Source organism: Nitrospira lenta (assembly GCF_900403705.1).
Taxonomy (GTDB): Bacteria; Nitrospirota; Nitrospiria; order Nitrospirales; family Nitrospiraceae; genus Nitrospira_D; species Nitrospira_D lenta.
This window is the reverse complement of sequence record NZ_OUNR01000001.1, coordinates 85,416-102,953: the sequence shown is the minus strand read 5'-3', so window position 1 is coordinate 102,953 and position 17,538 is coordinate 85,416. Positions and strand designations below refer to the sequence as shown.

Genomic DNA, 17,538 nt, shown 5'->3' with positions numbered 1-17,538 from the left:
AGCGAGCGGGCTAGGGTTCAAAGCATCAGGTTAGGAATAGGTACAATGTTATATTAAACTCGTGGCGGTCTGGTTAGGTGGAGGAGAGTGTCGGGGGCGCAGAAGGGGTGCGAGTGCTATGAGTACGGTAAAAACAGACGATCTCGCTCGACGTGCGGGTGAAGCCGAGTGAATCAAGCGCCCATTCGCTCGCGACGAACTATACCAACGTCGGCGTGGCGCAGGGGATTGCCTATGTGGACTTCGGCTTCATCGAGCCTGCGCTACTCGGTGCCATTGCGAAGACGGCGAAAGATGGACAGGCTGCTCCAAAGGGATTGGAAGGTCATCTCGTCACTCGCGTGGCGATGGGCGTGGATGTGCTGGCGCGGCTGCATCAGCAAATTCAGCAAGTGCTGGTCGGGATGCGCGATGCGCGGCAGGGGAAGCCAAGAGCGTAGATGAGAGAGGGGTAGCGAATGGAATGGTTCGCCCAATAATGAGAAGACGGAGGTCTTGATGAGACAGACGCAACTCGGACTCACCCTGATTTTTCTGCTGGTAATGAGCTGTATCGCGTGGGCGGGGAAAGCGGGGATGGGTGCTCAGGCCTCTGCCTTGAATGATATGCAACAGGAAATTGTGAACATTCTGAGTCGGCTGAAGTTTCAACTAGCCGATCAGAGTAAATTCTGTCGACAGTTTCTAGCAGACTTCCGAACGCAGAACAAAATCAACTATGTCAAACCAATTGTTGTCGCGAATGACTACAGCGACGCAGCTTTTGATACGTACAAGCAGAAATGTCCGAAGCTGGAATTTAGAAAGAGGGTCCTTCTCCACCCAAAGATTGCTGATGACGTTAAGAGCTTGCCTGCCGAAGAAATGGAGAAGTACGGGGATGTATATGTGGGCACCACAAACTTCAAACTCTATAAGGTTGATATCAACAACAACCCGTCAGATGGTGACGAATTCATTTTCTATCATGAGAAGTTTCTTCATGTGAGCTCCGGAGGGCAAGAAGCACTTCAGGAGCCGGGTAAAGATGATTACGACAACAGAGGCGCATATCTTGTTATTAACTTCCACGATTGCAGGGTGTCAGATGGTCTTGAAGTCGATGGGCTGAGACAATTCTCAACGGTTCCGGACTACAGCGATATCATCAACTATAAAGGAAGAAATTATATTTTCGACCTGTACCCTGCTGGTGGGGCTGATACCTACTCGCTTGACATTTGGGAATACAACAAGAAGAGAACCCGCATGGGTGCAATCTGCATCATTCACCCAACTGTATCTAAATCGCATGATGAAAAGTAAGGAGTTCTTTCATGCCTACTAATCCATCTCCTATCTCGGGTGATTTTAACGAGGCGGTCTATCAGTTTCTGCGAAGAGAGGAAGCGTTTGTTCCTCGTATCTATACGGATACCAAGGGCATCCCAACGTTGGGCGTTGGATATGCCCTAGCTACAAGGCCTCAAGCAGGAGGTCCATTAGTTCTTAGAGGAAGAAAAAGGTGTCAGGAACCATTGTTCGTGGTAGCGGCATGAACTAGGGGGTGTCCATGGGGCGACCGTTACGCGCGGCATCCGGCAATGTCGTGTATCACGTCTTGAATCGCGCCAACGCACGCCGGACCTTATTTGAAGACGACGGGGACTATGCGGCGTTTGAACGAGTGCTGGTCCAGGCGTGTGAACGCTTGTCGATGCGGTTGCTGGCCTACTGTGTCATGCCGAATCACTGGCACCTTGTCGCGTGGCCGCGCCAGGGTAGGGACCTTTCCCGATTTATGAACTGGCTCACGCTCACCCACACGCAGCGGTGGCGTGTTGAATAGGTGGCTTCGAGAGTGAGCGGACAGTCGTTCCGGGTTCTACGCGGCCATCGACAGTGGATAGATGAACGAGAGGGTTTCTTGCAGTTGTCCTTGGGCTTCTTTCAGCAGCGTCGGGCGCTCTTCGGGATTGAAATGTGTGCAGGAGAGGGCGAAGGGATCAAAGGCCGGAGGCTGTTTAGCGCGGATCGGATCTAGTTCGGCGTGATCGGCGACGGCCCCGGCGAGGTGGACGATCGATGCATGGAGATTGTATTCGCCGGCTGCGTGCGGATTCAATTGATGACGAATGGCCAGTTCGATCTGGCCAGGCATACCCCAGAAGCGAATCAATTCGGCGCCGACTTCGGTAAAGTCGAAGCCGATACTAGACTGTTCCACTTCCGCCAGGGCGGTGCCGAAATTGCCCGCCTCGACAAGGGCTGACTGAGCCCGTTCCGGAATCGTTTGATACAACACCAAGTGCCCGATATCCCGCAAGAGCCCCTCGATAAAGAATCGTTCGCTATCTTCGATCCCGCAGGCCTTTGCCACCTTGCCGGCCAGCAAGGCGCAGAGCACACTTTTGCGCCAGTAGGCTGGGAGATCCATCAAGTCTGAAGTCATTCCGCTGAAGGTCCGTCCGATGGAGGTGGCGGCAACCAGATCGCTGACGGATTGCATCCCGAGCATGTTCACCGCGCGAGTGATGGTGTCGATCTGCTTGGGGAATCCGTAGAGTGGACTGTTGACGATGCGCAACAGCCGGGCGGAAATCGCCGGGTCGAGCTTGAGGGCGTTCGCCAAGTCATCCATGGTTGAGGTCGAGTCGTCGACAACATCGCGCACGCGAAAATAGATTTCGGGGAGCGTGAAGATGTTGGAACAGGATTGGACGAGTTCTTGCGTCGAGGACATCACCGTACACCCTCCCTACGTCTTGTACGTACGACCGGTTTGAAGAGGCTCTCGGCTATCTCTATCGGTTGTGACCCAGTCGAACTAAAGGGGGAGGCAGAAAGAATCTGCGAGGGCGAGCCGGTACGAGGCGGAATGCGGCGGGTGAAGGGGGCTATTTCACCAGCCAGGCGCGATAGGTTTTACTGCCGGCCGGTTTGGTGACTTTGAGGACGGCGATGGCGCCGGGACTCATGACATCATCGCCGGTCGCCGTGCGCCTGGCCTGGTAGCGCTCGGTCTTGATGAGCAAGCCTTGTTCATCATAGAAATCCACCATGATGTCCGCGGATTCCCGCAACCCGCCTTGATAGTGGGTGCCGAGCCAGTCTAACCGCTTGAGGGCCTGGTACTGGATCGCAATGACGCCATTGGCCTCTTCCTGCACGGTGAGAATGCGCAATGCGCGGTTTTGGTCGATCCCCTCCGTCGGCGACGGTCCGCTCGTCAGCTGTGTGCGAATGACGCGCGCACTCTCGTCTGTCTGGAGATACCCCTGCACGCGGCAGGAGAGGGTCCGCCCCCGTTCTGTCTGCTCAACGATCCGGGGATCGTACACATGGCGATTGGCGAGAGTCGAGGACAGCTCGCGTAAGAGCGGTGAGTCGATGACGGCGGCGGTGTATTCACGATAGAGCGATGAGCTGGTCACGGCCTGGCGCCAGGCTTCCCGGCAGGCGAAGGCTTTGGCCTCGGCGATAGGCTCTGATTCGCGTGCGGCGTACCGATATTCGCCGATGATTTCAAGCCGGCCGTTCATCGTCTCTGCCGCGTGCAAAGGAAGAGAGCCGCCGATCAGTGCGGAGAAGAGCAGGACACCGGTGGTGGAGAGACGGATGGACATAACGCCTCCTCTGCGAGGGACAGATGCGAACGACTCGCGCTACCCATGCGGATGAGCCTCATGCTACCACGCGAGTGACGGCCTCACAATGGCGAGTCGGTCAGAGGCGAGTCGGTCGGAATGGCGAGCGCTTCAAGCAAGGCCTGGACGGTCAACGGGCTGCACCCCTCAGATCGATTGTTCACGAGGACATACGCGGATCGCCCCTCGGCCGCCGCTTGCTTGACCAGCTCGACGGTTTCCTGCCGCATACGCGGCTGCGGCTGTACGATGCGATTGTAGGGGGCGTAGCGTTCGACCGCGTTGGCAAAGGCCAGCCCCAGCGGAGTCAGGAGCCGAAGGACGGTGAAGGGGGCGGTGAATGTGCGCGTCAGGCGCAGATGTTGTTCGGACAGCGGAGGCATGGCGGTCCAATGATTGTATACGTGAGCGACCGCATGAGCGCGAAGGATGTCGTGATAGCGCGGGCCAAGGATGGCGGGCGTTCGCACTTCGATCGCATAGGCGGGGCCGGATGGCAGCTGTCCGAGAAATTGATCGAGTTGCCGGAGAAAGGCGTCTGGGTCGAGCCCCCAGCGCTGAAATTCGAAGATGAAGGGCCCGAGTGTCTGGCCCAAGCCATCCAAGGCGGGTTGCAGGACAAGATCGCGAAAGGTCCCGACATCGAGAAATCGAGGATTGGGTTTGCCGGCCTTCGCGCCGTATCGCGGAAGGTTGGCATAGGCGGGGATGGTGATCTCTTCCCACACCTTCTGACAAAATCGGAACGTGTCCGGCACTTGTTCGGCGTAGTGGGCGAATTGCTTGGCGCTGGCCGGGCGATAAAATGAATGGTCGATGCCGACGGTTGAAAAGAGGGGCGCCTCGTGCCCGGGATACGCGGCATATTCCGCAAGTGTGTCCTGGCTGAATCGACTCTTTGGATAGGTTCGATGGTAGACGAGTCCTTGCCAGCCTTCGTAGGCCCATGAACTCGTGCCAAAGCGGGGAGAGGCGATATTCAATGGCGTTTCGAGCAATCTGAAATAGACTAGGGAAACAATAGGATAGCTTGACTTACGGCAGGTCGTCCCGCACACTCTCGCCCATGTATGACCTGCCAGAAGCGGAGCTCCTGAATCTTCTCTCCGACCGTGCCGGTGTTGCCGCAGACTATCACGACATCGCTGGGGTTCGCCATGTTACGACTGATGACACTCGCCGGGCCATTCTCTCGGCCATGGGGTTTCGTGTATCCGATCGTTCCGCGCTGATTGAAGAACTCACCGCATGGGATCAGCGGCCGTGGGAGCGGGGATGCGATCCGGTCTGTGTCGTCAGGGCTGGGCAAGCTCCCCGTGAGTGGCCGTTGCACGTGCGCTGCGAGGCTTCGGAAGATGGGCAGCTGTACGTCCATTGGATGGCGATCGACGAGCGCGGTGAAAAGCACGGTGAGCGAAACGAGGGGCCGAGTCTTCCGATTCATGAGGAGCGGGTGATCCAGGGGCGTCGCTCTGTGCGATTGATGCTCCCCCTGCCGTTGGATTTGCCGATCGGCTATTACGATGTGAAGATCTGGGTGCGGGGCGGATCGACGCCGATTGAGTTCCAGTTTCGTTTGATCATGGCGCCGGCGCGCTGCTATGCCCCTGAATCGTTCCATACTGGTGCTCGGACCTGGGGGTTCGCCCTGCAACTGTACTCGCTGCGCAGCGAACGGAACTGGGGCGTCGGAGATTTTGGCGACTTATCCAAGTTCGTCGAGTGGGCCGGCACACAGTTGGGCGCCGGTGTCATCGGGTTGAATCCCTTGCACGCACTGAAGAACACCAGGCCCTATCACATCAGTCCGTATTCACCGAGTAGCCGGCTGTATCTCAACGAGCTCTATATCGACATCGATCAGGTGGCTGAAGCCAAGACGACGCCGGATGTTCAGAGTCGCCTGGCCGATCCCGCGTTTCGCGCGCAACTCACGCAGGCTCGAACGAGTGACTACGTGGATTACGAAGCGGTGGCGGCTCTCAAACGAACCGTGCTGGATCTTTGTTATAGAACTTTTGTGCATGACAACTTTGAGGGGGTAGAACCGGATCTGAAGCCGACGACTGCCCGGGGCTGGTTTTTCCATTCCTACGTTCAGCAAGAGGGAGAACCGCTTGCTGAGTATGCGCTGTTCCAGGCGCTTGAAGAAGAGCGGCAATTGGTGCAGTCCAGCGCTGTCGTGTGGGCGGATTGGCCGGAGGCCTATCGTGAGCCCGCGAGTGACGCCGTGGCTGAGTTTAAGCGCCGGCATATGAAGCGAGTGCGGTTCTTTCAGTATGTGCAATGGCTGGCGGCTGAACAGCTGATCGCCGTCGGGACGCAAGCCGGTCAGGCCGGAATGCCCTTAGGCTTATATCAGGACCTCGCGCTGGGCGGTGATCGCTACGGCGCCGACGGATGGCGATTCCAGAGGGTGTTGGCGCATCAAGCCGATTGCGGGGCGCCCCCCGATGCCTTTGCGCCGGAAGGGCAGAATTGGGGGCTGTCGCCGTCCGATCCGGTGAAGCTGCGCGCCAGCGGCTATCAGTTCTTCATTGAGCTGCTTCGAAATAATCTCCGGTATGGCGGGGCAATTCGCATCGATCATGTGATGGCGTTATTCCGGCTCTTTTGGATCCCGCGTGGGATGCCGGCGTCCAAGGGGACGTATGTCTATTATCCGGCAGACGATCTCCTGGCGATTCTCGCGTTGGAGAGCACGCGAGCCAGAACGCTGGTGATCGGCGAAGATCTGGGGACCGTGCCTGATTGGGTGCGTGACCGGTTGGCTGCGGTCGGCGTGCTCTCGTATCGCGTCCTCTATTTCGAACGGAACGGGGATGGCAGCATGAAGTCTCCCTCAGCCTACCCCTCTCAAGCGCTCGGGGTCGTAACGACCCACGATTTGCCGACATTGAGCGGTTACTGGGAAGGCACCGATATCGAAACGCGCGTCAGTCTTGGGCTCTGTCCGACCGAGGAAGCCCGTCAGCACGCGCTCGCTGAACGGCACGTCGACAAGGCGCGTCTGTTGGCAGCGCTCAGCTCCGAGGGGTTGCTGCCGAACGGCATGTCGGCCGATCCGGCACAGAGTCCGGTGATGACCACAGAGCTGATGGTGGCGCTGCATCTCTATCTCGCCCGCACGCCGGCATGGGTCGTTCTTGCCAATGTGGAAGATGTGCTCGGGCAACGGGCGCAGATCAATGTGCCTGGGACCGTCGATCAGCATCCCAACTGGTCGAGGAAGTTGACCGCTACCATCGAACAGATGATGCAGGATTCCCGCTTCGCCTCGCTCGCCGCGCAGTTGCGTTCAGCCCGTCCACCCGTGTAAGAACGACGCGCCTGCGCCATCGTTCCTCTGCCCCGTCCACCGGAGTGAGTGCTGCACGATGAAGACCCGCAATTGGCTGGTGCTGAGTATCGCCGGCGCCTGTTTTCTCACCATCGTCATTATCGAAAAGCTCGCCCCGGCGAACGTGGTCGGCGCCTACGGCTATGTGCTGCCGATTCTCCTTGTGGCGATCTTGCGCAATCGTACGCTGATGCTGGTAACGGTGTTGGCCTGCGTGGTGGCGACCTATGCCGGGCTCCTCCAACCGACGAAGCCGGGACGGTTCCAATCCGCTGTGATCAATCGCACCGTTGTCGTCGGCGTGTTGCTGATCGTGGCCTATATCGGCATGAGCTGGGAGGAACGGAAGGCCCGGGAAGAAGCGGCTCGCGCTGCGCTGGCTCGTCAAACGGAAAATCTGTTGCGCGCCAATGCGCAGTTGGTCGATGTGAAGGATCAGCTCAACCGGTCTGAACGGCTCGCGGCCGTCGGGCAATTGGTGGCGTCGGTCGCGCATGAGGTGGGCACGCCGTTGCATTCGATCGCTTGGCATGTCCAGGCGCTGGCTGAAGAGCCGACGGTCACGCCGGATATGAAAAAGCGGATCGACGTGATCGATGGGCAGCTGACGCGCGTGGTCGGCATTATTCAAGATCTCTTGTCCTCGACCCGGCAGCGGAAGCCCGATCCCACCTGGCTGCCGGTCGAGCATGTCGTGAGTCCCGTGGCGGCGTTAATGGAGCCCGCGTTCCAAGCGAAGGGGGTGGCGCTCCGGGTTGAGCTCGGGGGCGCGTTGCCGCTGGTCTGGGCCGATGCCGAAAAGCTGCACCAAGTGCTGGTTAATCTATTTGCCAATGCGCTCGCGGCGACGTCGGAAAGTGGGACTGTGACGATCACTGCCGGCAGCCGCCCGGCCACCCCGGAAGAAATCGAGGTCGGCTTGCGCGTGGGAAATGCGATGTTCATCACGATGGTCACGATCGTCGTCAGGGATACGGGATCGGGGATGCCGGAGGAGGATCTTCAGAAAGCGTTCACGCCGTTTTTTACGACGAAGGCGATCGGGAAGGGAACCGGACTGGGGTTGTTCATTAGTCGGGAAACCGTACAGGCGCATGGCGGGACGCTGACGCTGGAGAGCGTAGTAGGGAAAGGGACGACGGTTGTGATATCGTTGCCCGGACAAAGCGCAGCAGCCACATTACTGATCTAGGGGGCGGAATGCCGGCAGCAAAGATTCTCGTGATTGATGACGACGCCGTGGCCCGCGAACTGCTGGCCGATGCCTTGAAGAAAGACGGGCATGAGGTGGAGTCTTTTTCCAACGGGACGGATGCGCTGGTCCGCGGGCAACAGACGGTATTCGACCTGGTGCTCACAGATATTCGCATGGGAACCGTGGATGGGCTGACCGTGTTGCGGGAGTTCAAGCGGTTTAGTCCGGATACCTCCATCGTTCTCCTCACGGCGTTTGGGTCATTGGAGGGGGCGATCGAGGGAATTAAACAGGGGGCGTTCGATTATCTGGCTAAGCCGTTCCGGAAGGAAGAGGTCAAGCTGGTTGTGCAGCGCGCGCTTGATCATTGTAAATTAGTGAGAGAAAACAAGCGCTTCAGGGTTGAACTGAAAGAAAAGGAAGAATGGTCTCCGTTGGTCGGGAGCAGCCCGGCGATGCTGGATGTGTACAAGCTAGTCGCGCGAGTGTCGGAGAGCCGGAGTACGGTGCTGTTGCAGGGGGAGAGCGGGACAGGGAAAGAGCTGATCGCCCGGGCGATTCATGCCAATAGTCCGCGTCGCGACAAGCCGTTTATTCCGGTGAATTGCGGCGCCTTGCCCGATACGCTGCTGGAGTCCGAGATGTTTGGCCATGAGAAGGGAGCCTTCACCGGCGCAGTGGGGTTGAAGGCCGGATTGTTCGAGGCGGCAACGGGGGGGACACTGTTTCTCGACGAGATCGGCGAACTGGGCCCGGCGCTTCAGGTAAAGCTGCTGCGGGTGATGCAGGATCAGGAAGTTCGGCGCGTGGGAGGGACCGCATCCGTCAAAGTCGATGTGCGCATCATTGCCGCGACGAATCGCGACCTGGAACAGTTGGTCAAGGAAGATAAGTTTCGGGACGATCTCTTCTACCGCTTGAACGTGGTGCGGATTACGCTGCCCTCGCTGGTGGATCGCAAGGAAGACATTCCGATGCTGGTCCATCATTTTCTCCAGAAGTATGTCGGCGGGACGCCGTCTGGGGTGCGCGGATTTCTTCCGGAAACAATGGCGCGGCTCAAGGAGTATCGGTGGCCGGGCAACGTACGAGAGTTGGAGAATGCGGTAGAGCGTGCGGTGTCGTTGAGCCATGGTCCATTAGTCACACCGGACGATTTGCCGGAAAGTATCCGGACTGCCGCACCGCTGGATGCGAAAGCCGCTTTGCTGTCTGAAGAGGATGAGGTTTGTCTGACGCTCGAAGAAGTGGAGAAACGGCATCTGATCCGCGTGCTGAAGGAAATGAAGGGGAACAAGGTAAAAGCGGCGAAGATCTTGGGCATTGACCGTCGGACCCTGTATCGGATGGCCGAGCGGTTCGGACTTGATTTGGGAGACGATCCTGAAGCCGGGGACAAAGAGCCGGCAGAGAAGTTATAGCAGTTGCAGGGCGTTCTTGATGAGCCGCAATTGATTGTCGGCGGCTTGCGGCAACGCGCTGGGAACCTGCTCCCAGCTGGTAAAGATCCCATCCTTTCCTTCTGATCTCACTTCCAGTTTGAGCGCGGTATTTTGCTCATCAGCCGCTATTACGGTTGCATTCACCTGGCTCTTGATCGTGCCGAAGCGCCAGCGATAGAGCCAGTTCCAGGGGCCATGCATTTCTTCCCGATAGCCGGTCTCCAGCGTGGAGGTATTCTTCCAGTCGACTTCGTAGCCGCCATCGGTGAGGACCTGTGTGAGCGCGGCTTTGACGCTGTCGAGCGGAGCGGCTAAGCGCGTTTCGATCAGATCGGCAGGAAGAGGGCGGGGCGTTCCGCTGCAACCGATCAGCAGGGTCGTGGCTGCGAGGAGAAGGCCGGTGCGGAGATTCATTTTGCGTTGCTTTCCGGTGTGCGGTAGACGAGATGGGTATCGGTTTGCGTCACGCCTTCAATGCCATGAATCTTGCTTAGAACCAGTTGCGTCAGCGCATCCTGATCAGCCACATCGGCGACGACAATGATGTCCGGCTTGCCCCAACAGGGGTCAATCGTCCTGATTGCTTTGATCTGCCCAAGTGCTTTGACGACACTGGAGGTCAGGCCGGGATTCACATTGATCATGATGTAAGCCCGGTCGGACATCAAGGGCGCTCCCGCACTCGGCGCGTGAATCGTAAAGGGGATAGCCGGTGGACCTGGCTGCGGCTCACCGTAGCGAACTCCCTGCGGCGGTGTCAATACGGACGTCGCGCGGGTGGATGAAGCGGCGGTGGATTTGGGTTTTCGTGGCATAGTTGTTCAGGTCTCACTTCGGTGCGATGAGGACATCCACAGTGAAGGAGTCGCTCACGCTGGTTAGGTCCGTTTCGAGCCGCGTCGGACTGCCGATACGCCCCTCCGGATCGTAAATAAAGCAGAACAAGTGGGCACAGGGTTTACGCGAGGCGTAGTGGGCCGTGTCGGCGGCAACCTGCTCAGCCAGCTCTTTGGTGGTGAGACCTGAGCGGGTTTTCTTGGCGACGACGACCAGACGGTCCTGATTCAAGAGTAAGGTCGTGCGCGTAGAGCCGCCCGTGTAGGGAGGCGTCCATTCATCAGTGCCCACTTCATCGAATTCCACCTTTAATAGCGCGCATAGCAAATCTTGCAGATCGTAGTCATCTTCGACTTCCAGCGTCGCGCGATAATCCTTTCGCAAGCGCAGTTGTCGGGCTACGGCGTGGAAGCGCAGGCAGACCCTTCGGAGCGCATCGACCGGATCCGCCGCGGATGGGTTTTTGCTCGTCACGACGGAGGGTACGGCCGGCGTCGGATTCGGCGGTGGGACCGGTGATGCCGGCGGCGCTGCGATAGCTACGTCCGGAGCGCTGGGTTGACCGGGCGACGTCTGGCTACTCTCGTGCGTAGGGATCGAAGTCGCCGGGGGCGAGGCTGCTACGGATGAGGCGAAGACATCTGCCTGCGGTTGAGGAGGTGCGATCACGTGATGCTGGGCAGTCAGTGGTGAAGCGATGGCGATGACGGGTTCCTGCCGGGGGGCCGGCATTGGTGGCAGTACTTCTAGCGCTGGCGTCTGTGGAGTCGGTACGGGTGGTTGGCTCAAATTGGCTGTGCTGGCGACTGGCATTATCACCGGTGGCGTACTCCCTTGAGTGGATTCATGGGCCATCGCTATCTGGTCCGATGGCGGCGAGGGAGGCACTATGGTCATCTGTGGTGGGCTGGAGGGTGTCGGACGTTGTCCAGCCGCGGGAGTCGGAGTCGCAGGAGCAAGACCTTGCAACTCCAGTTTCTTGTGCTCCAACGCCGCGATGAATGATTTGACCAGGTGCACACTCTGTGTTGTTTCAGCCGAAGTGGAGATCTTGAGCTTATGCGCGCGGTGCGCCTGATATTCCGGAGAGCGCTCGCCGAATAGCCGGCGAACCGTCTCACGGATCTGCAGTTCGGTTTTGGCCCGTGCGCCGTCGCGATAGGGAAAGCCTTCGCGGCTGAAGTCTTCAATCGAAGTCAGAATATTCTGAAAGGTAGCAAGACCCTGCGCGATCTCGTCGATCGCGGCGGCCTTCGAACGTGTGCGGGGAGACTCTGCGGAGCGTGCGCGTGCCATACGATTGACAGAAGCTTAGCCCAGGGTCCAGACCCTGGCAAGAAAACGAGGGATTCTCGCGGCGATGTCCGCACTAGGCTGACGTGACTGAGGGGGAATGGGAAGGTCGAGAGAACGGATACGGGCGTCGAGGTCATTGACCGAAGCTTGATGAACGCCTGGGACGACACGGCCTTTCGCGCTGCCGTTGAGAAGGCCGGCAAAAAACGGCTGATCGGCGGCGCACTCTATACCGAGATCTATCTGGCGTTCCCGGTCGTCGACGCGATGCGTGATGGGTATGACTCCATGTTCGTCATCGAACGGTCGGCGGTATGCCGCAATTGGCGAACCGGACCGCGATCGAACGTCTGACGGCGGCCGGTGCGGTCCCGAACACATCGCTCGCACTGGTCACCGAACTGTCCTATGACTGGAAGTCGGCCCTTGCCGATCCGGCCCGGGAAATCATAAAGTGGTATCAGCCCGAGGCTAGAAAACTCGCGGCGGCAAAGCGCGTGATCAAAATTGCCGAGCAAGTCCCCGCGCCGAGCCCCGGTGGGTGAAGACGCCGACGCCATGCTATGCGCCGCCCGCGAGAAGTCCGATGCCGAACTAGATGCGCTCAGGCTTTACATCGCCGGCTTTTCAGCTTTACCGGATTGAAGACGGGCGTCTCGCCGAGCATTGGGATGTCGCAGATTTCGCGACGCTGATGCGGCAACTCCAGGAGTGATGGGACTATGATCCGTTTCAGGGATCGCGGCGCGCGCGGTCGGCACCAGAGCGGGCCAATCGATGCCCAGCACAGCTTTTCGTTCGCCGACTATCATGATCCCAAGCATATGGGATTTCGCGACCTCAGGGTGCTCAACGAGGACCGCATCGTCCCCGGCGCGGGCCTGGCCGAACATGCCCATCACGATATGGAGATCGTGACCATCGTCCTGAAAGGCGCGGTCGAGCATCGTGACGACCTTGGCAACACCGCGGTGATCCGTGCGGGCGAGGTGCAGTGCATGAGCGCCGGCACGGGCATTCGCCATAGCGAACGCAATCCAAGCCCCATCGAGCCGACCCACGTGCTCCAGATATGGATCATTCCCGCCGAGACGGGCGGCGCGCCGTCCTATGCGCAGAAATCCTTCGCCTCTGACGAGACGCGCAACCGCTGGATTACCATCGTGAGCAGCGACGGGCAAGACGGGTCGTTAACGCTGCGGCAAAATGCGTCGATGGAGATGGTGCGGCTTGACGAGGGCGTTGTTCTTGAGCGCGAGCTTGACCCGGGCCGCGGCTATTGGGTCCAGATCGTTGCGGGGATCATCGGTCTCAACGGAACCGAAATGCGCGAAGGCGATGGCGCCGCAATCACGTTGGAGAAAATGCTTTCAATCGAGGCAGACACCGGTGCGGAGATACTGTTGATCGACTTGCCCTGACGAGTCGCGCGTCGTCAAAAACGCATCGGCGGTGAAGATCCTGCTCAAATATGCCTTGCGTGCTCAACCTCGTTCCGCATTCGGCGACAGTGTTTCCCGCATCTGCGGCTATCACGATCTGCTCCCCAACCATACTGTCGAGCAAGCCACGACGTCTTTGACGGAATGGAGGACCGCAGTATGAGGATCGGCTCGCGCGATCGGCAGGAGGGCCACAATGGAACCGTCGCGCTCGCGAGGGTGTGCGGACTCTATGGTGCCCCCGATACGAATTGAACGTACGACCTTCGGTTTAGGAAACCGCTGCTCTATCCAACTGAGCTACGGGGGCATTCAATACGTGTCAATACCTTACACCACTGCATTGGGCGCCTCAAGCGCCGAATGCGGCTCGCCGTACCAAAGTCGCGACAGCCACCCTGCCCCTCTGCATCTGAAGCCGCGACGGGGAAGGCGTATCCCCTCCATGTGTCGTCGGCCTGTGATGGGGCGGAGGGCGCGTGGGCCAAAATCTTGACGAAAAGTTAATCGAGTCAAGATCCAAAGTTTACGCAAGTCTCACTATTGGCTTCTACAATGGGTTTGCGGGGATGCTTCTGTTCGAGGCTCGTTCCCAAAGGGGACGTATGACGAACTAATTGACGCGTATCGGGTTGTCTTCACATTTACACCGGGGCGAACTCACGGAGTTTGTCTCACAACAAAAGGAGTTCGCGATGAAGGGTTTACTTGTACTGGCAGCGGTGGCCGCAACGGTGATGATGTCGCTCGTGGGACTGGAGGGGCGTGCCCATGCAATCTCGATCGGTCAATTGGAATTTACCTCGGGCGCTGTGAATTGGGGCGGCGAGCATGGCCGTACGCTCGATCGGCTGTTCGACCGTGACGGGATCATTAAGCTAGGCTCGTTTCAGTCGATGACGGAGATCGTGGATCCGATCAACAAGCAATGCACTACGTATTCGCTCTTTACCAGCGGTATGACCGGCGCTCCGGCGCCCTCCGCCACGATCACTGGGGCGTCACTGAGCGTTGATCTCTCATCATTGTTCTTTGGCTGGTCGCGCGGGAGCGAGGTGCATGCCTGGAACATCGGCGGTCTTGCCAAGGGTTTATTCAATCAGGAGACCTCGGAATTCAGCCTGTCTTGGACGCATGCGTTTGAGCGTGGTGGATTCAAGGGCGAGCACGAGTGGTCCCGCAAGGGTGAGCACGACCGGAATGCCACGTTCTTCCTGCAAGGCAAGGCGGTCGGATTAACCCCGGCGCCAGTGCCGGTTCCTGCTGCGTTCCTGTTGTTTGCCAGCGGGGCGATGGGCGTCGGCGGATTCGCCTGGAAGAAACGCCGTGAGCTGGCGGCCTAGCCTGGCGATGAAAAAAGTCCGGCAGCGGCGTTCTCGGAAGATGTGATGCGTGAGTCTGCTAGTCGTGGTTTGGTCGAATAGACGTACCGCTGTCCACTATCGGGAGGAGCGGAAAGCGCTCCTCCCGGCCCGTTCGGAGTGGCCACGCAGATGGCTTATCGGCTGGGAATGGCGGGGATGGGAGAATACGGCTTGAAGCAGATTTGTCGATCATTCGGGCCCCCCGCCACAGCCCACAGAGAGACGGCACGCCCTACTTCCGCCCTGACTCTGAGGCACACCCATTCGGCATCGAGTGCGCGATAGTAACGGAATTCATTGGCGCCGGGCGGTAACAACGCCAGAGGTGTCCAGCGAAGATCGAGCGACCCGCTGACTTCAATCCTATAAGAGGGACCAGTAAGAGCATCGGGATGTCCCCACGAGAGGGTGAAGCCGTGATGGAATGCGGTCAGTCGAGCCGATTCCGGTTCGTCTAGGATCGTCGGCGCAAGGATCGGCTGCTCAATGGTTGTGAGCGGCGTCGGTTGTGCGCAGAATTGCTTGTCGTCCGGCCCGCCGGCCTTCGCCCAATCAGAGACGAGCGCTCCTCGTTCCCCCCGGACCCGGTAACAGACCCATTCTGCGTCGGTCATCTGAAAATAGGAAAACGTCGGGACTCCAGGAGGTTGCACGATGGCAGTGGTCCACGTTGGAGTCAGCGAGCTGGCTATTTCAACTCGGTGAGACACCAGCGGCGCATTGAGATCGTCCCAGACGAGGAGCGCTCCCAGTGGTGTATTCACAAACCGCGTCGACGACGGTTCAAGAATCTCCGTCGAAAGCGCCGGGTCCGGCCATCCGGCGATCTCAAACGGGACCGCTTGCGCCGGCGCGCTTTCGTTTCCGTTGTGATCGTAGGCGGTCACCGTGCCGAACCATTGCCCGTTGGCCGCCGCGCCGACATCCGAGCATCGGATGCTGGTGCGTAGGCCAATGTCCATCATCCGGTCGAGGCGGTTTGCGCTGCGTCCCAGATACAGACGGTAGCCGGCCAGATCGGATTCGGCATTTGGATTCCACGATAGCGAGCAGTCCCGATAGGCCACCGGGCCGACGGCATCGGCCTGCTCGACGGAAGTCACGGAGCACGAGAGCAGGGTGCAGAGGAGAATGCTGAGCCGCACTGTCACGGAGGGGCCAGTATGCATGTGTTCACCAGTATCCATGGGTAAAGCCGTCGCTCTATGAGGCTTCTGTCTATCACAACGAGCTGCGAGGGTCTGTAAACAGTTGGTTAAAAATGACGCAGAGGAATTGTCCTGGGACTTGCCGAGTGAGGCCGTTCTGAATGCGTATCGTCATCCTATCTGGATGCCGCAAGGTGTCTTCCTCAGCCATTTGCTTCTCAAGCCGGGTGTTTTTAATTCCGCATCCCGCCCAGGCTTTTCGAACGATACGGGTTCCATGCTGGTCTTGGCGTATCCTGTTCCGTACCGACCCTAGAGGTGATCGTTCATCAGGGTGAGGGAGATTTCGACTGTCGGTAAGCAGGGCTTAACGAATTTGTAACAGCGAAGGAGTAGGGTTCTGAGGGGACGCCCCCTCGACTGGTCTTGCCGGTGGCTTGTCTGGTGGGGCCGGTGAAGGGATAGGTTCCATGCTCATCGCGTTTGCGCTACTGATTGTGGCTCTGTTGGCAAAGGATGCCACGCCGCTTGGAGACCGATTCGTGCTCCGCGCCTTGTCCGAAGGGACGGCGTTAGTTGTCGGCGGAGGATGGCTTGCTTTATCCGGCGGCCGTATCTTCAACCGGTGGCATCTGGTGCTGGGGCTGTATTTCGCCGCCTTGGTATTTGCCATTCCCCAAGTCGCGAGTCCGTGGTTTGTCTCCTTGCAAGTGCTGGCGTTGGCCGCGATTCTTCTGTTCGCATTGGCCTTTCTGGATGCGGCAAAACTGGATGTTCGGCAACCCCTCTTAGTGGCCCGGACCATGCTCATTGCCCTGACCGTGGTGTGTCTTGTCAGCCTGTTGTTGCGGGTGTGGTATCCGGCTTTTACGTTTGAACAGACGTTCGAAGGGCCTCGCTTTCGGGGCGTGTTTAGCAAGCCGGCGATGATGGGCGCCGCCTCCGGACTCCTGCTCGGACTCTGCCTGTTTGTCCCGTGGCATTGGAGCATACGAGCGGTCGGCATCGCAGCAAGTCTTCCCTGTCTCTTTCTGACCGGCTCGCGAACCTTCTGGGTCGCGGCCGTCGTCAGTATGGGTGCGATGGGAATTCGGTATGTGCGCTGGAGCCGGACATTCGTGCCGATGGTTGCCGCGCTGATTGTGGCGGTCCTCTGCCTGGGGATCGTCGTCGGCACGCAGGTGACGTCGGAGCAGCGGGCCAAGATATTCAGGCAGGGTTCGCTTGAAAATCTCTCGGGCCGTACTGCGATGTGGACTCAGGCGCTTGAACGGTACTGGGAGCATCCATGGCTGGGCTACGGGTTCACGGCCGGCGGGGTGGTGCTCAGTGAAAGCGGATGGAGGGGGACGGGGAGCGCATCGTCCAACTCACCGTCCCAGGGCGCGGTCACTCTTCACAATGGATACGTACAGGCCCTCTTGGACTCAGGAGGAATTGGCGCGGCGTTGTATGTGGCGGTGATTGTCTCTGCGCTGCTGTGTTTTCTCCGGTACGACGGCGCGAAACAATATGCCGCTGAGTTCTATTGCCTCCTGTTTCTGGCCATCGCCAACCTCGGCGAAACCGTGATCTTTGGCGCGGCGGTGCTGCACGGAGTGTGGTTTTGGTATGTCACGGTGCTAGCGCTCACGCTTCCTTCCCTGGCATCGCCAGTCTCTTCGCCAGTACAAGCAGACTCTCTCAACAGAGAGACCCCACTGGAAGTGGAGACGGAGCGGGTCTCTTCGCCAGCGACTCCGGAGCCCAGACGCTTTCCGCTGGTGCAGTCGAGAGAGGCGTGGCGGTGACCAGGTTACTCCTCGCATGCGCCATCGGGTGTGTGATCGCAGCGGGTCCGTTGAGTGC

Annotated in this window: 19 protein-coding genes and 1 tRNA gene; 12 read left to right on the top strand and 8 right to left on the bottom strand. The window is 58.9% G+C overall.

Going from position 1 to position 17,538, the window contains the following annotated elements; all coding sequences use genetic code 11:
- Positions 1-152: 152 nt before the first annotated feature.
- The 3 genes from NITLEN_RS00480 (at position 153) to NITLEN_RS00470 (ending at position 1,828) form a co-directional block, all read left to right on the top strand.
- Complete coding sequence (locus NITLEN_RS00480; RefSeq protein WP_121987623.1) at positions 153-440, top strand: hypothetical protein; 288 nt, start codon at positions 153-155, stop codon at positions 438-440.
- 58 nt (positions 441-498) lie between these two features.
- Entirely contained in the window at positions 499-1,305 is an 807-nt protein-coding gene (locus NITLEN_RS00475; RefSeq protein WP_121987622.1) for a hypothetical protein, read from the top strand.
- 247 nt (positions 1,306-1,552) lie between these two features.
- Positions 1,553-1,828, top strand: coding sequence for a transposase (locus NITLEN_RS00470; RefSeq protein ID WP_121987621.1), 276 nt, complete (start codon positions 1,553-1,555; stop codon positions 1,826-1,828).
- A gap of 36 nt (positions 1,829-1,864) precedes the next feature.
- Here NITLEN_RS00470 and NITLEN_RS00465 read toward each other — a convergent pair whose 3' ends face one another.
- From NITLEN_RS00465 to NITLEN_RS00455, 3 genes are all read right to left on the bottom strand, one after another.
- The gene (locus NITLEN_RS00465; protein ID WP_121987620.1) at positions 1,865-2,722 is read right to left on the bottom strand and encodes an HDOD domain-containing protein; all 858 of its coding nucleotides are present in this window, start codon (positions 2,720-2,722) and stop codon (positions 1,865-1,867) included.
- Positions 2,723-2,876: 154 nt separating this feature from the next.
- Positions 2,877-3,605: a hypothetical protein gene (locus tag NITLEN_RS00460; protein ID WP_121987619.1), complete on the bottom strand. Its 729-nt coding sequence runs from the start codon at positions 3,603-3,605 to the stop codon at positions 2,877-2,879.
- Between the two features lie 83 nt (positions 3,606-3,688).
- A complete protein-coding gene (locus NITLEN_RS00455) occupies positions 3,689-4,609 on the bottom strand; it encodes a DUF72 domain-containing protein (RefSeq protein ID WP_181416542.1) in 921 nt (306 codons plus the stop codon).
- Positions 4,610-4,692: 83 nt separating this feature from the next.
- Here NITLEN_RS00455 and malQ point away from each other — a divergent pair, with 83 nt between their 5' ends.
- Genes malQ through NITLEN_RS00440 form a run of 3 tightly spaced genes read left to right on the top strand, consistent with a single transcriptional unit; the run spans position 4,693 to position 9,582 of the window.
- Positions 4,693-6,945 (top strand): 4-alpha-glucanotransferase, encoded by a 2,253-nt coding sequence (gene malQ, locus NITLEN_RS00450; protein ID WP_121987617.1) that lies wholly within the window; start codon positions 4,693-4,695, stop codon positions 6,943-6,945.
- A gap of 58 nt (positions 6,946-7,003) precedes the next feature.
- A complete protein-coding gene (locus NITLEN_RS00445; RefSeq protein ID WP_121987616.1) occupies positions 7,004-8,158 on the top strand; it encodes a sensor histidine kinase in 1,155 nt (384 codons plus the stop codon).
- 8 nt (positions 8,159-8,166) lie between these two features.
- Entirely contained in the window at positions 8,167-9,582 is a 1,416-nt protein-coding gene (locus NITLEN_RS00440; protein ID WP_121987615.1) for a sigma-54-dependent transcriptional regulator, read from the top strand.
- Here NITLEN_RS00440 and NITLEN_RS00435 read toward each other — a convergent pair.
- From NITLEN_RS00435 to NITLEN_RS00425, 3 genes are read right to left on the bottom strand one after another with little or no spacing between them, the layout of a single operon-like run.
- Positions 9,577-10,017, bottom strand: a complete 441-nt coding sequence (locus tag NITLEN_RS00435; protein ID WP_121987614.1) for a hypothetical protein — start codon at positions 10,015-10,017, stop codon at positions 9,577-9,579. The genes NITLEN_RS00440 and NITLEN_RS00435 overlap by 6 nt on opposite strands.
- Positions 10,014-10,418, bottom strand: coding sequence for an Lrp/AsnC ligand binding domain-containing protein (locus NITLEN_RS18350; RefSeq protein ID WP_245924350.1), 405 nt, complete (start codon positions 10,416-10,418; stop codon positions 10,014-10,016). Before NITLEN_RS18350 ends, NITLEN_RS00435 begins: the two co-directional genes overlap by 4 nt.
- Before the next feature lie 13 nt (positions 10,419-10,431).
- A complete protein-coding gene (locus NITLEN_RS00425) occupies positions 10,432-11,736 on the bottom strand; it encodes a PD-(D/E)XK nuclease domain-containing protein (RefSeq protein WP_121987612.1) in 1,305 nt (434 codons plus the stop codon).
- Positions 11,737-11,886: 150 nt separating this feature from the next.
- Between NITLEN_RS00425 and NITLEN_RS00420 the strand changes: the two genes are divergently transcribed.
- From NITLEN_RS00420 to NITLEN_RS00405, 4 genes are read left to right on the top strand one after another with little or no spacing between them, the layout of a single operon-like run.
- Positions 11,887-12,090 carry a cysteine hydrolase family protein gene (locus tag NITLEN_RS00420; RefSeq protein WP_121987611.1) on the top strand — a complete coding sequence of 68 codons (204 nt, stop codon included), beginning with the start codon at positions 11,887-11,889 and terminating at the stop codon, positions 12,088-12,090.
- Positions 12,051-12,281 carry a hypothetical protein gene (locus NITLEN_RS00415; RefSeq protein WP_121987610.1) on the top strand — a complete coding sequence of 77 codons (231 nt, stop codon included), beginning with the start codon at positions 12,051-12,053 and terminating at the stop codon, positions 12,279-12,281. The genes NITLEN_RS00420 and NITLEN_RS00415 overlap by 40 nt, the downstream gene beginning before the upstream one ends.
- Positions 12,282-12,334: 53 nt before the next feature.
- On the top strand, positions 12,335-12,451 hold the full coding sequence (locus tag NITLEN_RS18750; protein WP_121987609.1) for an ester cyclase: 117 nt from the start codon (positions 12,335-12,337) through the stop codon (positions 12,449-12,451).
- Positions 12,452-12,458: 7 nt separating this feature from the next.
- Positions 12,459-13,157, top strand: a complete 699-nt coding sequence (locus NITLEN_RS00405; protein WP_121987608.1) for a pirin family protein — start codon at positions 12,459-12,461, stop codon at positions 13,155-13,157.
- 254 nt (positions 13,158-13,411) lie between these two features.
- Here NITLEN_RS00405 and NITLEN_RS00400 read toward each other — a convergent pair.
- Positions 13,412-13,488, bottom strand: a tRNA-Arg gene (locus tag NITLEN_RS00400).
- 385 nt (positions 13,489-13,873) lie between these two features.
- Between NITLEN_RS00400 and NITLEN_RS00395 the strand changes: the two genes are divergently transcribed.
- Entirely contained in the window at positions 13,874-14,521 is a 648-nt protein-coding gene (locus tag NITLEN_RS00395; protein WP_121987607.1) for a hypothetical protein, read from the top strand.
- A gap of 155 nt (positions 14,522-14,676) precedes the next feature.
- Here the strand turns inward: NITLEN_RS00395 and NITLEN_RS00390 are convergent, their stop codons facing one another.
- Positions 14,677-15,711: a fibronectin type III domain-containing protein gene (locus NITLEN_RS00390; RefSeq protein WP_121987606.1), complete on the bottom strand. Its 1,035-nt coding sequence runs from the start codon at positions 15,709-15,711 to the stop codon at positions 14,677-14,679.
- A 449-nt stretch (positions 15,712-16,160) separates the two neighbouring features.
- On the opposite strand from NITLEN_RS00390, the gene NITLEN_RS00385 reads away from it, so the two are divergent.
- On the top strand, positions 16,161-17,480 hold the full coding sequence (locus tag NITLEN_RS00385; RefSeq protein ID WP_121987605.1) for an O-antigen ligase family protein: 1,320 nt from the start codon (positions 16,161-16,163) through the stop codon (positions 17,478-17,480).
- The last annotated feature ends 58 nt before the right edge of the window (positions 17,481-17,538 follow it).

What these genes read in the sequence shown, in the direction of transcription:
- NITLEN_RS00475 (WP_121987622.1), top strand. Translation starts at nt 499, where the DNA reads ATGAGACAGACGCAACTCGGACTCACCCTGATTTTTCTGCTGGTAATG.
- NITLEN_RS00470 (WP_121987621.1), top strand. Translation starts at nt 1,553, where the DNA reads ATGGGGCGACCGTTACGCGCGGCATCCGGCAATGTCGTGTATCACGTC.
- NITLEN_RS00465 (WP_121987620.1), bottom strand. Translation starts at nt 2,722, where the DNA reads ATGTCCTCGACGCAAGAACTCGTCCAATCCTGTTCCAACATCTTCACG.
- NITLEN_RS00460 (WP_121987619.1), bottom strand. Translation starts at nt 3,605, where the DNA reads ATGTCCATCCGTCTCTCCACCACCGGTGTCCTGCTCTTCTCCGCACTG.
- malQ (WP_121987617.1), top strand. Translation starts at nt 4,693, where the DNA reads ATGTATGACCTGCCAGAAGCGGAGCTCCTGAATCTTCTCTCCGACCGT.
- NITLEN_RS00445 (WP_121987616.1), top strand. Translation starts at nt 7,004, where the DNA reads ATGAAGACCCGCAATTGGCTGGTGCTGAGTATCGCCGGCGCCTGTTTT.
- NITLEN_RS00440 (WP_121987615.1), top strand. Translation starts at nt 8,167, where the DNA reads ATGCCGGCAGCAAAGATTCTCGTGATTGATGACGACGCCGTGGCCCGC.
- NITLEN_RS00435 (WP_121987614.1), bottom strand. Translation starts at nt 10,017, where the DNA reads ATGAATCTCCGCACCGGCCTTCTCCTCGCAGCCACGACCCTGCTGATC.
- NITLEN_RS18350 (WP_245924350.1), bottom strand. Translation starts at nt 10,418, where the DNA reads ATGCCACGAAAACCCAAATCCACCGCCGCTTCATCCACCCGCGCGACG.
- NITLEN_RS00425 (WP_121987612.1), bottom strand. Translation starts at nt 11,736, where the DNA reads ATGGCACGCGCACGCTCCGCAGAGTCTCCCCGCACACGTTCGAAGGCC.
- NITLEN_RS00420 (WP_121987611.1), top strand. Translation starts at nt 11,887, where the DNA reads ATGAACGCCTGGGACGACACGGCCTTTCGCGCTGCCGTTGAGAAGGCC.
- NITLEN_RS00415 (WP_121987610.1), top strand. Translation starts at nt 12,051, where the DNA reads ATGCCGCAATTGGCGAACCGGACCGCGATCGAACGTCTGACGGCGGCC.
- NITLEN_RS18750 (WP_121987609.1), top strand. Translation starts at nt 12,335, where the DNA reads ATGCGCTCAGGCTTTACATCGCCGGCTTTTCAGCTTTACCGGATTGAA.
- NITLEN_RS00405 (WP_121987608.1), top strand. Translation starts at nt 12,459, where the DNA reads ATGATCCGTTTCAGGGATCGCGGCGCGCGCGGTCGGCACCAGAGCGGG.
- NITLEN_RS00395 (WP_121987607.1), top strand. Translation starts at nt 13,874, where the DNA reads ATGAAGGGTTTACTTGTACTGGCAGCGGTGGCCGCAACGGTGATGATG.
- NITLEN_RS00390 (WP_121987606.1), bottom strand. Translation starts at nt 15,711, where the DNA reads ATGCATACTGGCCCCTCCGTGACAGTGCGGCTCAGCATTCTCCTCTGC.
- NITLEN_RS00385 (WP_121987605.1), top strand. Translation starts at nt 16,161, where the DNA reads ATGCTCATCGCGTTTGCGCTACTGATTGTGGCTCTGTTGGCAAAGGAT.